The organism is Paenibacillus camerounensis (assembly GCF_000723885.1).
Classification (GTDB): Bacteria; Bacillota; Bacilli; order Paenibacillales; family Paenibacillaceae; genus Paenibacillus_AQ; species Paenibacillus_AQ camerounensis.
Genome location: NZ_CCDG010000114.1, coordinates 1 through 12,308 on the forward strand (window position 1 = coordinate 1; position 12,308 = coordinate 12,308).

Annotated in this window: 12 protein-coding genes; 1 reads left to right on the forward strand and 11 read right to left on the reverse strand. The window is 53.2% G+C overall.

The annotated features are described in order from the left end of the window. Positions 1-464: 464 nt before the first annotated feature. From BN3772_RS29435 to BN3772_RS29485, 11 genes are all read right to left on the reverse strand, one after another. Positions 465-1,349, reverse strand: a complete 885-nt coding sequence (locus BN3772_RS29435; protein ID WP_086074827.1) for a UbiA-like polyprenyltransferase — start codon at positions 1,347-1,349, stop codon at positions 465-467. 41 nt (positions 1,350-1,390) lie between these two features. Continuing rightward, the gene (locus BN3772_RS29440; protein ID WP_042204211.1) at positions 1,391-2,701 is read right to left on the reverse strand and encodes an aspartate aminotransferase family protein; all 1,311 of its coding nucleotides are present in this window, start codon (positions 2,699-2,701) and stop codon (positions 1,391-1,393) included. A 189-nt stretch (positions 2,702-2,890) separates the two neighbouring features. Continuing rightward, a complete protein-coding gene (locus BN3772_RS29445) occupies positions 2,891-4,816 on the reverse strand; it encodes a peptidase U32 family protein (protein WP_042204213.1) in 1,926 nt (641 codons plus the stop codon). A 19-nt stretch (positions 4,817-4,835) separates the two neighbouring features. Then, on the reverse strand, positions 4,836-5,627 hold the full coding sequence (locus tag BN3772_RS29450; RefSeq protein ID WP_042204215.1) for an energy-coupling factor transporter transmembrane component T family protein: 792 nt from the start codon (positions 5,625-5,627) through the stop codon (positions 4,836-4,838). Further along, a complete protein-coding gene (locus BN3772_RS29455; protein ID WP_042204217.1) occupies positions 5,620-6,498 on the reverse strand; it encodes an energy-coupling factor transporter ATPase in 879 nt (292 codons plus the stop codon). The genes BN3772_RS29450 and BN3772_RS29455 overlap by 8 nt, the downstream gene beginning before the upstream one ends. Next, positions 6,474-7,334 (reverse strand): ATP-binding cassette domain-containing protein, encoded by an 861-nt coding sequence (locus BN3772_RS29460; protein WP_042204219.1) that lies wholly within the window; start codon positions 7,332-7,334, stop codon positions 6,474-6,476. Before BN3772_RS29460 ends, BN3772_RS29455 begins: the two co-directional genes overlap by 25 nt. A gap of 19 nt (positions 7,335-7,353) precedes the next feature. Then, the gene (locus BN3772_RS29465) at positions 7,354-7,917 is read right to left on the reverse strand and encodes a Gx transporter family protein (RefSeq protein WP_042172455.1); all 564 of its coding nucleotides are present in this window, start codon (positions 7,915-7,917) and stop codon (positions 7,354-7,356) included. Further along, positions 7,901-8,284, reverse strand: coding sequence for a NusG domain II-containing protein (locus BN3772_RS29470; RefSeq protein ID WP_042172453.1), 384 nt, complete (start codon positions 8,282-8,284; stop codon positions 7,901-7,903). The genes BN3772_RS29465 and BN3772_RS29470 overlap by 17 nt, the downstream gene beginning before the upstream one ends. Before the next feature lie 210 nt (positions 8,285-8,494). Further along, a complete protein-coding gene (locus BN3772_RS29475) occupies positions 8,495-10,027 on the reverse strand; it encodes an HD-GYP domain-containing protein (protein WP_042204221.1) in 1,533 nt (510 codons plus the stop codon). A 507-nt stretch (positions 10,028-10,534) separates the two neighbouring features. Beyond that, positions 10,535-11,476: an alpha/beta hydrolase gene (locus BN3772_RS29480; protein WP_052380750.1), complete on the reverse strand. Its 942-nt coding sequence runs from the start codon at positions 11,474-11,476 to the stop codon at positions 10,535-10,537. 154 nt (positions 11,477-11,630) lie between these two features. Beyond that, a complete protein-coding gene (locus tag BN3772_RS29485; RefSeq protein WP_086074828.1) occupies positions 11,631-12,104 on the reverse strand; it encodes an LPXTG cell wall anchor domain-containing protein in 474 nt (157 codons plus the stop codon). Here BN3772_RS29485 and BN3772_RS29490 point away from each other — a divergent pair. After that, positions 12,071-12,308 (forward strand): hypothetical protein (locus BN3772_RS29490; protein ID WP_209443723.1); only part of this gene is annotated, 238 nt, incomplete at its 3' end. The two genes, BN3772_RS29485 and BN3772_RS29490, sit on opposite strands and share 34 nt — an antisense overlap.

Below are 12,308 nucleotides of genomic sequence, written 5' to 3' on the forward strand. Positions count from 1 at the left end.
GCGGGCATAAATCAAGCTAAATGCTTTGTTTGCTAGGGCATGTGAGCGGGGGGGAGGTTCGCGCTTCGTGAGGTGCGGTTTCGGTTTGCAGGGGGCGGTTTGCAGGGTACGATTCGCGAGGTGCGGGGTGGCGGTTGCGGTTCTTCCTTTGCCTTTAGCAGTTGTTATACAGCAAAAAGGCCGCGTAGCCAGCCTTTACGCGCCCTTGCTGCCCTCCCCTACTGGGCAGGTCTGTTGTCTTTTGTTGTTAGCCTAGCGAGGTGAGAGCGAGCGGAGAGGAACTTTAGAACTGGAGGAGCAGGAGCGTCCGCCTGATAACTTTCCGAAGGAAAGCTATCATCGGAAGCCTATGCTATATTCGGATTTCCACCGCGGCAAGCGGTTTAAAATCAGGAACTCCACACACAACAGCGGCCGGAAGTCCAAACATTCCCCGCAGCAGAGCCTCCCCTGCCGAGCGCCCCCTAGCTAACATAAAAATAATCAATCAGCGTGCACAGTACGATCACCATACTGATTACCTGATTCAAATTATAAGAAGCCACCTTCATTAGCTTGCGGTTCGAAGGCTTAATAATCTGATGCTCTGTCATCAGGAGCAGGGTCGCTATACCGATGCCCACCAGATACATCCAGCCCAGATCGCGCCAGAGGTACAGGAAGAGCAGCAGCATAACCATTATGAAATGCAGGCCTTTAGAGATCAGGAGCGCATTTTTCAATCCGAAGAAGCTCGGGATCGACCAGAGGCCATGCCGCCGGTCAAACTCGATGTCCTGGGTACCGTAGATGATGTCAAACCCGGCAATCCAGAGCATAACAACCGTGCCGATAACAAATGGTGTAAAGGCAATGTTCCCGGTGACAGCGAACCATGCCCCGATTGGTGCAGAGGCAATCACGAAGCCCAGATACAAATGGCTCAGGAATGTGAACCGTTTAGTGTAAGAGTAACTGGAGATCAGGACAATCGCCACTGGCGACAAGATCAGGCAGAGCAGATTCAGCATACCTGAGGCAACAATAAAGACAGCATAGTTAATAATAATAAACAGGATAACTTCCTTCTCCGCCAGCAGCTGCTGCGGCAGATGCCGGTGTGCCGTCCGCGGGTTCTGCTTGTCAAAGGTCCGGTCAACCAGCCGGTTAAAAGCATTGGCGCCATTACGCGCTCCAATCAGGGCGATCAGCCCCCACAGCATCATATGCCCGGAGGGCCACCCTCCGGCAGCCCAGACCATTGAGATGACTGCAAACGGCAGAGAAAAAAGCGTATGTGAGAACATGACCAGCTCACTGAACATTTTTAGCTTAAGGGCTGTCGTTTTAAAAGCATTCATAATTACCATAGTATTCGTCCTTTACCTTTGATTCCGTCCCCGGCGGCTGCCTAAGCCTGCCTAGCTGCAGACAAGCGGTGTGAGGCCTGCAGCAGCACCTCATCCAGCGCTTTCAGCATACCGTCAATATTCTCCGCTGTAACAACCAGCGGCGGCTGGAAGGCAAGAACATTGCGGCCTACACCGTTCTTCCCGATCAGATAGCCGCGGTCCTTCAGCTCCTCCAGCACATCATCGGTCAGCTCAGCAGCACTGACTGCTGCATTGCCGGCCAGCTCGGCACCAAGCATGAAGCCGGCCCCGCGCACATCAGTGACCAGTGCAGGGTAGCTTTCATGCAGCTGCTCCAGCCCCGCCTTGAGACGTCCGCCAAGCTCCGCTGCCCGGGCAGGCAGCTGCTCAGCCTCGATATAATCAAGTACAGCCAGCGCCGTAGCTGCTGAGACCGGATTACCGCCGAAGGTGGATGCCGATGGACGGTTCAACGAAGCAGCAATTTCGTCTGTTGTGGCGAAGGCTGCTACCGGCACGCCGTTGCCGAGCGCTTTTGCCATACTGATAATGTCCGGAACGACTCCGAAATGCTCTATAGCAAACATGGCGCCGGTACGGCCGTAGCCGGTCTGAATCTCATCGTCAATCAGCAGAACACCGTATTGCTCCAGCAGCGCCTTAACCTCGCGGAAATACGAAGCCGCCGGCATAATCATGCCGCCGTTGCCCTGAATCGGTTCAACAATCATCGCGGCAATCGTATCCCCCTTTTCTTCCAGAACCCGCTTTAAGCTCTTAATGGACAAGGCTGCCGCCTCTTCCAGCGTCAAATCAGGATGATACGGCCGCTCAATAAAAGTAACATCCTCATCCAGATAGTTATCCGTCCGCCACATCTGCAGGCCAGTCACACTCATCGTCAGATTGGTGCGGCCATGCAGGCCGCTCTCCAGCGCAATAAACCCTTTGCGTCCGGTATGCATTCTGGCCAGCAGCAGCGCACCTTCATTTGCTTCTGAGCCGCTGTTTACGAAAAAGCTGCGCCGCAGATTCCCTGGAAGCACCGCTTCAAGCCGCTCAGCAAGATCAACGCTCGGCTGGGTCAAATACACAGTCGATGTATGCTGGAGCTGCAGTAGCTGCTCAACGGTACGGCCAGTAATGGCGGGATTGCAGTGGCCGCAGGCCACCACAGAGACACCGGCGAAGAAATCCGTATACTCCTTGCCGTTCTCATCATAGACATACTGCATGCTTCCGCGGACAATCTGCGGGGCATCCCGGTAAAAATGTGCGGTACAAGGATAGAAATATTGCTTGCGCTTGGCGGCGACAGCCTCTCTGCCGATAAATGATGTTGGTTCCATGAAGACGCCCTCGCTTTCCTTCGGTTAAAAGTCTACTAAACTATTATATCGTGTGTAACTAAAATTATGGAGAAAAGAATGCTGATCCTTTATATTCCGGACCGGATCTGCCCTTGTGAAAAATGCCACTTATACAATCATGCGCTGGTTCATTACCCTGCATCCGCGTATGATTTTAAATTTGAAATATTAATTAAACTGAAGTGATCCCAGGGTGTAGCCTGCATATACCGGCTTCAGACCGCCCAGCAGGTCCTCTGTATTCCCGTTTCCGCCAATAGCAGCCTGATAGGCTGTAATAATAGCACGCAGCGCTTCTGCACTATAAGTAGCGGCCTCAATCCGGAACGTGGAAATTCCCAGGCCCTTCATTTCATCCAGCACCGGCAGATAACACAGCTCTTTGGCGAACAGCAGATGGCAGCGTCCGTATTGGTCGCGGTAGACCGGATTTTCACCTTTATCTGTCTTGAGCACCAGTACACTATTGTTTACATGCAGGTTATCCTCTTCACCAATCGGCTCCATCACCTCTGTATTCTCAAACAGGTCATGCTCCATATACATCAGTGCCGGCGTACCGTGTACGACAACTTCAAGCGGCAGATCGCTCCGGGAGGTGAACGCGGCAAAATGCTCCATGGTCATTTCCGGTGAAACCGTCAGCTTCTGCAGGCCTAGCTCTGTGTATAGCTCAGCGGCCAGATGGTTGTATACGTTAAGGTTAACATCCCCGATCATCGGATAGCCCATATCCTTAAAGCGGCGGATCGCACCTAAATTCGTAACCAGCAGACCGTCAACCGGCAGACGCTCTCCGCCCAGCAGCTGGCTGAACTGGTCAAAATGCAGCTCCGTCATCATCCGCGGCATCCCCAGGTACAGCTTGGTCTGTCCTTTAATGGCGCCCAGCTCTTTAATATCCTGCTTGGTAAACGGCAGATCCGGCTCAAACACATCACCCGGCAGATACAGATGCTCTACCCCCAGCTCAAGCACCAGCTTCGCCTGCTCCATATTGTTAACACGCACTGCCAGCTCAGGCTTGGCGGATTGCGCTTTTTTCCCTTCTGCCATCCGTTCGCGCAGCTCCACAACCCGGCTCTCCGACAGCTCACGCTCTGCCGTAGGCGTACTGAATACCTTGCCTGTGCTGTAGAACTTGCCTGTGCCCTCATAACGGCGGTTGATATTGGATAATCCCGGTTTGCCAAAAGCATATGCCGTGGAAAAATCACGCTTGCGGTTGTTATACAGTATTTTGGAGTCTACATTACGGTCAAAGCCGATCGGATCATCGATATAGCGGTCAAGTGCCTCGCCGTAGCTGTTGGCCAGCATCACCATAAATTCCTTGTCGCGCATCCGGCCTTCAATTTTGAACGAGGTAATTCCCGATTCGATCAGCTCAGGCAGATGCTCATACATGAACATATCTTTGACTGCCAGCGGATATTCAGCCGGGAACACATAGCCGTCCTTCTTGATCCGGTAATCCCAGCGGCAAGGCTTCATGCATTTGCCCCGGTTGCTGCTCATTCCGAACACCTGGGAGCTGAAATAACAGTTGGCCCCGTGGACCGAGCACATATCGCCGTGAATAAAATACTCCAGCTCCATTCCGCTTCTCTGGCCCAGCAGCTTCGCTGTCTGCAGGTCCATCTCACGGGAAGTAACTACCCGGCTGACCCCGAGATCACGCAGCGCGTAGATCATCTCCAGATTGTGGACATTCATCATAACGGAAGCATGGACCGGAACGGTCAGGCCCATTTCGCGGATCAGCTCCAGCACAGCCATATCCTGCACAATCAGCGCATCCGGCTGAACCTCATCCAGGAATCTGAGATACTCTCTCGCTTCCTCCACGTCTTCTTCACTGAACAGATTATTAACGGTAACATAAACTTTTTTATCAAGATTGTGGGCCATCACCAGCGCCTGGGCAATCTCCTCATGCGACAGGTTGTAGCCCTTGCGCATCATCCGCATATTCAGAACCGGTCCGCCAAAATAAACCGCATCACAGGCTGACTGAACGACCTCCTTGAAGATATCAAACGTCCCTGCCGGTGCCAATAATTCAATTTCCCTGCCATTAAAAAAACGTGCCATGCTCGCTTCCTCCTAAATATTACAGTACAGCTACTGCAACTCCCATGATGATGAACATAATGACAAATAAAGTATCAGCTGTGCCCCACCTCAGGCGGTGATACCGGGTGCGCGGGGCATCCATGCGGAAGCCTCTCGCTTCCATGGAATAGACCAGATCCTGCGCCCGGCGGAAGGCGCTTGTGATTACAGGTACAAGCAGCGATACCAGCATCCGCCCCTTTTCCTTGAGCGGCAGCTCCTTCAGATCCGCCCCCCGTGAGGCCTGTGCCTTCAGGATAATCTGCGATTCATCCAGAATCGTCGGAATAAAGCGCAGGGCGAGTCCGATCATCATCGTCAGCCGGTCAGGCTTCAGCCCCAGCCTCTTGAACGGGGAGAGCATGCCCTCCAGCCCCTGATTCAGCTTACCCGGAGTCGTCGTGAACGTCAGCAGCGAGGTAAAGGTAACCAGGAACAGCATCCGGATTACAGAAAAAGCACCCAGCCGCAGACCGCCCTCATACAGTGAAAAGGAGCCAAAGGTCAGCCAGGCTTCACCTTCTTTTACCGAAAGTATCTGTACAATAAAAATAAACAGCATCAAAAAACGCAACGGCTTCGCCGATTTAATGAAATATTTGAGCGGGATACGCGTTGACAGCATCACTGTTACCGAGAATACTGCCAGCAGCCCCATCGCTGCCCATGAATGCGAGATTAGAATAATAGCCAGATAGAGCAGCATTCCGGTTATTTTGGACCTTGCGTCCAGCTTATGTACCCAAGAGCCGGTCTCTATGCTGCGTCCGAGCAGCAGACGTTCATTCATGGCGATCCCTCATTCCTTCAGCCTGCAGCAAAGCGATCCGCTCAGCCAGGCTTTCTGCAGTCAGGCAGGGCTTCTCGCCCTCCAGGCCGAACCGCCGGGCAACCGCGTTCCAATACCGGAGCGAATGCGGCACACTCAGACCGCAGCTCTCCAGAATGTCCGGGTCAGCCGCAAGCTCCTGCCCGCTCCCCTGAAAGGCCATCCGGCCTTCCTTAAGCAGCGCCCATTGATCGGCATAAGGCAGCAGCTCGTCCATCCGGTGGGTTACAATAACAATAGTCCGGCCCTGCTCACGGCAGAGCCGCTCCAGCAGACCGATCAGCTCAGCACGGCTGAGCGGGTCCAGTGTGGCTGTCGGTTCATCCAGAACAATAATCTCGGGGTCCATCGCCAGTACGGATGCGATAGCTGCCTTGCGCATCTGTCCTCCGCTTAGCCGGAAAGGGTTACGCTCCAGCAGCGCAAGATCGAGCCCCATATCGGTCATAGCCTGGCGGGCGCGCATCTTGGCCTCCTCCGGGCTCATTCCGAAATTGAGCGGCCCGAAGATCAGATCCTTCTCTACTGTCTCTTCAAACATCTGCTGCTCGGGGAACTGAAAAACCAGGCCGACCCTGCGGCGCAAAGGCAGCAGCCTGGGGGCTTTTTCGCCCGCTTGAATGGTCACATCCAGCACTTTGACAGTCCCCTGGGATGGCTTGAGAATCCCGTTGAACAGCTGCAGAAGAGTGGACTTACCGGAGCCCGTGGCTCCGGCAATGCCTACCATCGACCCTTTGGCAATATTGAGATTAATATCATGCAGCGCCGTCTGCCTCCACAGGCTCCGGTCAGCGTAGGTATAGCTTACTTGCTGTAGTTGTATGGCCATAATGTCTCTATAAGCTCCTTTTCACTGGCGGGAACATCCGTTTCGATCCCTAAGCGCCGCAATTCACGGGCAAGCTGCCAGGGATACGGCTCGCGCAAATGGCACTTTGCCAGAAGCTCCTGATCGAGAAACAGCTCCTCCGGCTTCAGATCGGCCGCCACGCTGCCTCCGTGAAGGACAAGCACCCGGTCAGACGCCAGAATCTCATCGGCATCATGCGTAATCATCAGGATCGTGTAGCCTTCGTTGCGCAAGCCCTGCAGAATATGCAGCAGCTCATTACGGCTGCCCTCATCTAACATGGAAGAGGCCTCGTCAAATATGACGATGCCTGGCTTCATGGCAAGAATAGAGGCAATCGCCACCCGCTGCTTCTGTCCGCCGGACAGCTCACCCGGATGCTTGGACAGCAGCCCGCTGATTCCCAGCTTCTCTGTATACTGCTTCAGGCGTACATCCATTTCTTCGTAGGTTAAACACTGCCCCTCCAGACCAAAGAGGATATCCTCCTCTACCGTAGCCCCGATAAACTGGTTATCGGGATTCTGAAAGACCATGCCGATGCCCTCACGGATCGAGCCGATCGTATCTTCTTCCAAACGCTGCCCGCTGATAATAATCTCCCCGGCACTCTTGGGAAGCAGCGCATTCAGCAGCTTAACGAGTGTTGATTTGCCGCAGCCGTTCGGGCCGACAATGCTTACCCATTGGCCCCGGGCAACCGACAGCGTGATATCATGCAGAATAGGGTGCTCAGGATCATACCCGAATGCTACCCCTTCCAGAGAAATGACTGCTTCATCTGCGGCTTCATTTGTATTGTACAATTCTTTCATGTTCGTCATCCTTCCGCAGCTAGTGGCTCCGTCCGTCCAAAAACTCTTCAAACAGCGAAATCTTAGACAGCGAAGCCACCAGATAACGCACTGCAAAGCCGACCAGAATTCCGGTTACGATCCCGGTAACCAGCAGAATCGGCAGGTAATACAGAATACTTGCTGAATTGAATACCATGGATGCAGCCAGCAGCTGTCCGGTATTGTGGGCAAGTCCGCCGGCAATGCTGATCCCGATGACACTCAGTCTTTTGCCGCTGAAGCGGACAAGCAGGAACATAACCACGAAGCTGAGCAGGGAACCGAACAGGCTGAACAGCAGACTGGAAAAAGTACCTAACAGAAATGCAGTAAGCAGGGTCTTCAGAATCACCAGTACGAATGCATCGCGCCCGCGCAAGAAGTAAATACAGGTCAAAATCATAATGTTGGCAAAGCCCAGCTTCGCGCCGGGCATCAGGCCCATTCCGGCGAGCGGAATCTGGGCCTCTACTATACTGAGCACAACAGCAACGGCTGCAAAGATTGAAATAATTACTGTCCGCTTCAAGGCTGTAGCCGATTCCTTACTGGACATAGCCATCGATTTCATCTCCTCCCGAATCCCCTGCAATCTCTACCAGCACCCGGTGCGGCAGACAGACAATGGTCTGTTTAGGCTGGGTAATCCGGCCGAAGCCGAGGCACACCTGATCGGGGCAATCCGCTTCATACATTTCAATTCCGTAATCATGCACCTTGAGCAGGTTATAGCCGCGCTCGGTGCGGATCTCAATACTCTGTTCTTCCTCTGTAAGCTGCACGGTCTTAAACAGCTTGCCGTCCACTGTTATATTGGCCACGAGATTCTTGCCCGGCCCGCCCTTATCATCGCCAAGCCATCTTGGAACGAGAAAAGCAAGCGCAGCAATCAGCACGATGGAAATAAGCCACACATCTGCGCGTTTCATAAAATTCTCCTTATTTTTTAATTAAAAACCAGACTTAATAATTATAACGGTCTCCCCTTAAACCTTCAATGAATGTAGTCGTTAATTGTCGGTTTTAAGCAGACGTTCACAAAATAGGCACGCAAAGGAGAAACGGATACCCCCAGAATCTGGATGGTATCCGCTTACGTTTCAAAGACAGGGTCCAAGGCTGGTCCCGCCCGCTTGCTGCTATCCGGTACGGCCCGGATACTCTCTCTTGTCCGCAGTTACATTTTTCCCGAAGTATGCCAGGAATAACCCGGCGAATTGCGGATCCCACTGGCTGCCCCGGCCCTTCTCCAGAATAGCCAGCGCCTGCTCATGATCCATCCCTTTCCGGTACGGCCGGTCTGAGGTCATTGCATCATAGGCATCGGCCACAGCAATAATCCGCCCGTGCAGCGGAATGCCGGTCCCCGCCAGCCCGTCTGGATAGCCTTTGCCGTCATAGCGTTCATGGTGAGAGCGTACCCCCTCCAGATAGGGTGCCATCTTCTCCACCGGCTCAATCTGCCGCAGAATATTTTCTCCAAGCACCGGGTGGCTTTTGATCTGTTCAAACTCATCATCTGTCAGATTGCCCTCTTTGAACAGGACATTGTCGGGTACGCCGATTTTGCCGATATCATGCAGCAGCGCCGATTTGCGCAGATCATCCAGGCTCTGGCCGGTCAGACCGGCAAGCTGTCCGATTATAACCGAATATTCAGCCACCCTCAGCGAATGTCCGGCTGTATAAGAATCCCGTGCATCCAGCGCAACGGCGAGCGTTGTAAAATAGCTGTCCAGCAGCTGCCGGCTCTGCTGCTCACGGTCCTGCAGTCCCCGCACCATCATATTGAAGCCGGCTACCAGCTTTGAGAATTCATCAGAATATTCATCCTGCACCTGCAAAAGACGTCCTTCTTTGATATTATTCATAGCCTTGTACAGCTCGTTAATCGGATGCTGCACACTATTGGTAAGAAGCCAGGCCGCTACTGAGGAGAAGAAGGTTCCGATCAGCAGCACCATTCCCGCCCAGGCCCAGTAGTTCTGAAATCCGACCAGCATGCCAGTTCCAGTATTGTTCATGCGGATATGGGTTGCCATAATAAACAGAAACAGCGGAAACGTTCCAATCAGCATACAGCTGATCAGAAATTTCGGACGAATCGGCACAAAGACATGCCCCTCCAGCGAAAAATCGACATTGTGCAGCTCCATTGCCCGGTTTCTGAATTCCTTAATTAGCGGAATGATAGCTGAACAAGTGAGATAAAATTCAATCAGTGCATGCATACTGGCAACCAGGATGGCCCCGGCTACGGCCATTACCAGATAAAAGTAAGGAATAGTAAGCAGACCGGCATGAATCATCCAGCTCGTCATCAGAGCCGCCGGCACAGAGAGTCCCATAAGATGCGGCCCGAGAATCCGCATGACCGCATGCCTGGGCAGCTGATGCGTGTGCAGATAGGCTTTCTCCAGCACGGCCAGTGCAGGCTTCGGGTCCAGCAGAGCCGCACGGATCGGCTTGATATGCCTGACAAATACACTGATCTCCGTAATGGCCATAATTGTGAATGAGAGCAGCAGTACAATTAACAGCCTGCCGTACTCCTCCATACTGATCTCCAGTGAAGAGAGCAATATCAGGCTTCCAACCGCCAAGACCGCAACAACGGAGCCAAATAAGTAATTGCCGATCTGCTTTCTTAAAAATGCCCCGTACATATTCATTAGCACTCCCATCCCCGGTCTTACCCAGTCCCTATATATATAAATTTGCATTTTTGGATATACTGCGATATAATAAAGAAATATTTGTTTAGGTGTATGAATATCCCCATCAAGAAGATGTCAGGCCGATAGCTTCACTCCTTTCTTTTTATCGGCAATTTGGACACAAATTCTTACGTTTTCTTGCATGACTCTTCCTTTTTATGAGATTAAATTCGAATATAGCATTCCGATTCACACTGGCGCGGCCTCGGAGCCGCAAGGATAAGAGAGAGGTAGGGCTCTTATCGTTTTGGAAGGATTATCTCGCCATACGGCTGCTGGAAATAACAAGGAATTACGACACCCGTCACTCACGGACGGCGGGGGATGAATATACCTATAAGACATAGACTGGATGCTTATCCGTTGCAGATAAGCACAGCTATGTGTGGAACATATTAGTGCCCGGCAGCCGCAGCATGCGGATACCGGGCACGTCTACTTTTCCGGGACTATTCCCGTGCATCAATGTACATACCGCTCAACAAAACCGCTTACCTTTGCAACATAGCCTGCCTTATCCGTGTCATAGGCCAGACCATGACCCGCCCCGTGTACAATCAGCTTCTCTTTCGGGGCGCTGCAGGCCTCATATAACTCCTCCATCATAAAGAACGGTACGAACTTGTCAGCATCCCCATGGATAAACAAAATCGGCACCTTGGCTTTTCGTACCTGCTTAAGCGCAGAGGCTTCCCCGAAGAAATAATCTGCTTTTATCCGGGTAACCAGACTCGCGCACTGTACGAACGGAAAAGCCGGTAAACGGTACATACGCCGGAGCTGGTAGGACAGCTGTGCTCGGACCGAGCTGTAGCCGCAGTCCTCCACGACCGCTTTGACCTGCACCGGAAGCTGTTCCCCCGCAGTCATCAATACGGTTGCCCCGCCCATGGAAACCCCATGCAGCGTAATTTGCGCCTGCTGTCCCGTCTCTTCCAGCACCCATTCAATCCATTTCACCATATCATGGCGCTCAGGCCAGCCGAAGCCGATATAACCGCCTGCACTCTGCCCGTGGCCTCTCGCATCGGGAAGCAGCACATTATAGCCCAGATGCTCATAATACATTTTCGCTATTGCTCCCATATCCTTTCCTTTTCCCGAATAACCGTGGGCAATAACAGCAGTACGGCCGGCAGCCTGCTCAGACGCCAGAAAATACCCCTTCAGCTCCAGGCCATCCTCTGAAAACAGCTGCACATCCCGGAAATGCTGGCGCGCAACCCATTCGGCTCCTTCTCCCCAGGAGGCACCGGCAACAGGCGGGTCAACCTTCAGATCCGGACTGCTGACCAAAAACGCCTTCGGCGCACGCTTAATCGCCACCCCGTAGAAAAAAAAGCCTGCATAGCTTAGTGCAGCGGCAGCGATAACAAGGACTGCCGCCATTACAATCAACCACATAGAATGATCTCCTTTATGTTCAGTCATCCGTTTATCTGCAACAATCTTTCCGCTTAACAGCAGAAAAAAAGGCTGCCCGGAGCAGTATCTTCCGGCAGCAGCCTTTAAGATAAACCGGCGGAATCACCCTTTCATCCGCCGTAGTCTTACCATGTTAGCTTTTACGCTTGCCGGTTCTGGTTCTGCTTAGCAGAAGCCCCAGGGCAGCCAGCGTCATGCCTGTAATGTAATAGGGTGCCGGACTGGATTCTCCGGTCTGCGGCAATGTAGCGGCTGCCGCTTCTGTGATGCCGGGATCGGTAACACTACCCAGCGGTATCTCTTCATCAAGGATAATTTCATCCTCCGGCCCGGGTCCGGCGGTCGGACTCGCCTTCGGCGTTGCTTGTGATACGATTATTCCGCCTGCAGCGGCAGTTGCACTGGCGCCGGGACCAAGCGGCACAGGATTATCTTCAATTTCCAGTTCATCATCCGTCACAATCGTCCCGATGACCGTCGGACCGGTCGGGGTGGAAGGAGTTCCGCCCGGAATAGAAACTACACTCGTGGGTGATGGCGTTGCCGGTACTGTAGGACCAGGCGTTACAGCGCTTGTTGGCGCTGCTGTCGGTGCTGTTGTTGGCACTGTTGTTGGTGCGCTTGTTGGCGCTGCTGTCGGTGCTGTTGTTGGTGCTGCTGTTGGCGCTGTTGTTGGTGCCGCTGTCGTCGGTGCTGCTGTCGGCGCTGGCGTCGGTGCTGCTGTTGGCGTTGGCGTCGGTGCTGCTGTCGGCGTTGGTGTTGGCGCTGCTGTCGGCGTTGGCGTCGGTGCTGCTGTCGGCGTTGGCGTCGG

Excerpts from the sequence above, each read along its gene's own strand:
- BN3772_RS29435 (WP_086074827.1), bottom strand. The coding sequence starts at position 1,349 with ATGGTAATTATGAATGCTTTTAAAACGACAGCCCTTAAGCTAAAAATG.
- BN3772_RS29440 (WP_042204211.1), bottom strand. The coding sequence starts at position 2,701 with ATGGAACCAACATCATTTATCGGCAGAGAGGCTGTCGCCGCCAAGCGC.
- BN3772_RS29445 (WP_042204213.1), bottom strand. The coding sequence starts at position 4,816 with ATGGCACGTTTTTTTAATGGCAGGGAAATTGAATTATTGGCACCGGCA.
- BN3772_RS29450 (WP_042204215.1), bottom strand. The coding sequence starts at position 5,627 with ATGAATGAACGTCTGCTGCTCGGACGCAGCATAGAGACCGGCTCTTGG.
- BN3772_RS29455 (WP_042204217.1), bottom strand. The coding sequence starts at position 6,498 with ATGGCCATACAACTACAGCAAGTAAGCTATACCTACGCTGACCGGAGC.
- BN3772_RS29460 (WP_042204219.1), bottom strand. The coding sequence starts at position 7,334 with ATGAAAGAATTGTACAATACAAATGAAGCCGCAGATGAAGCAGTCATT.
- BN3772_RS29465 (WP_042172455.1), bottom strand. The coding sequence starts at position 7,917 with ATGGCTATGTCCAGTAAGGAATCGGCTACAGCCTTGAAGCGGACAGTA.
- BN3772_RS29470 (WP_042172453.1), bottom strand. The coding sequence starts at position 8,284 with ATGAAACGCGCAGATGTGTGGCTTATTTCCATCGTGCTGATTGCTGCG.
- BN3772_RS29475 (WP_042204221.1), bottom strand. The coding sequence starts at position 10,027 with ATGAATATGTACGGGGCATTTTTAAGAAAGCAGATCGGCAATTACTTA.
- BN3772_RS29480 (WP_052380750.1), bottom strand. The coding sequence starts at position 11,476 with ATGTGGTTGATTGTAATGGCGGCAGTCCTTGTTATCGCTGCCGCTGCA.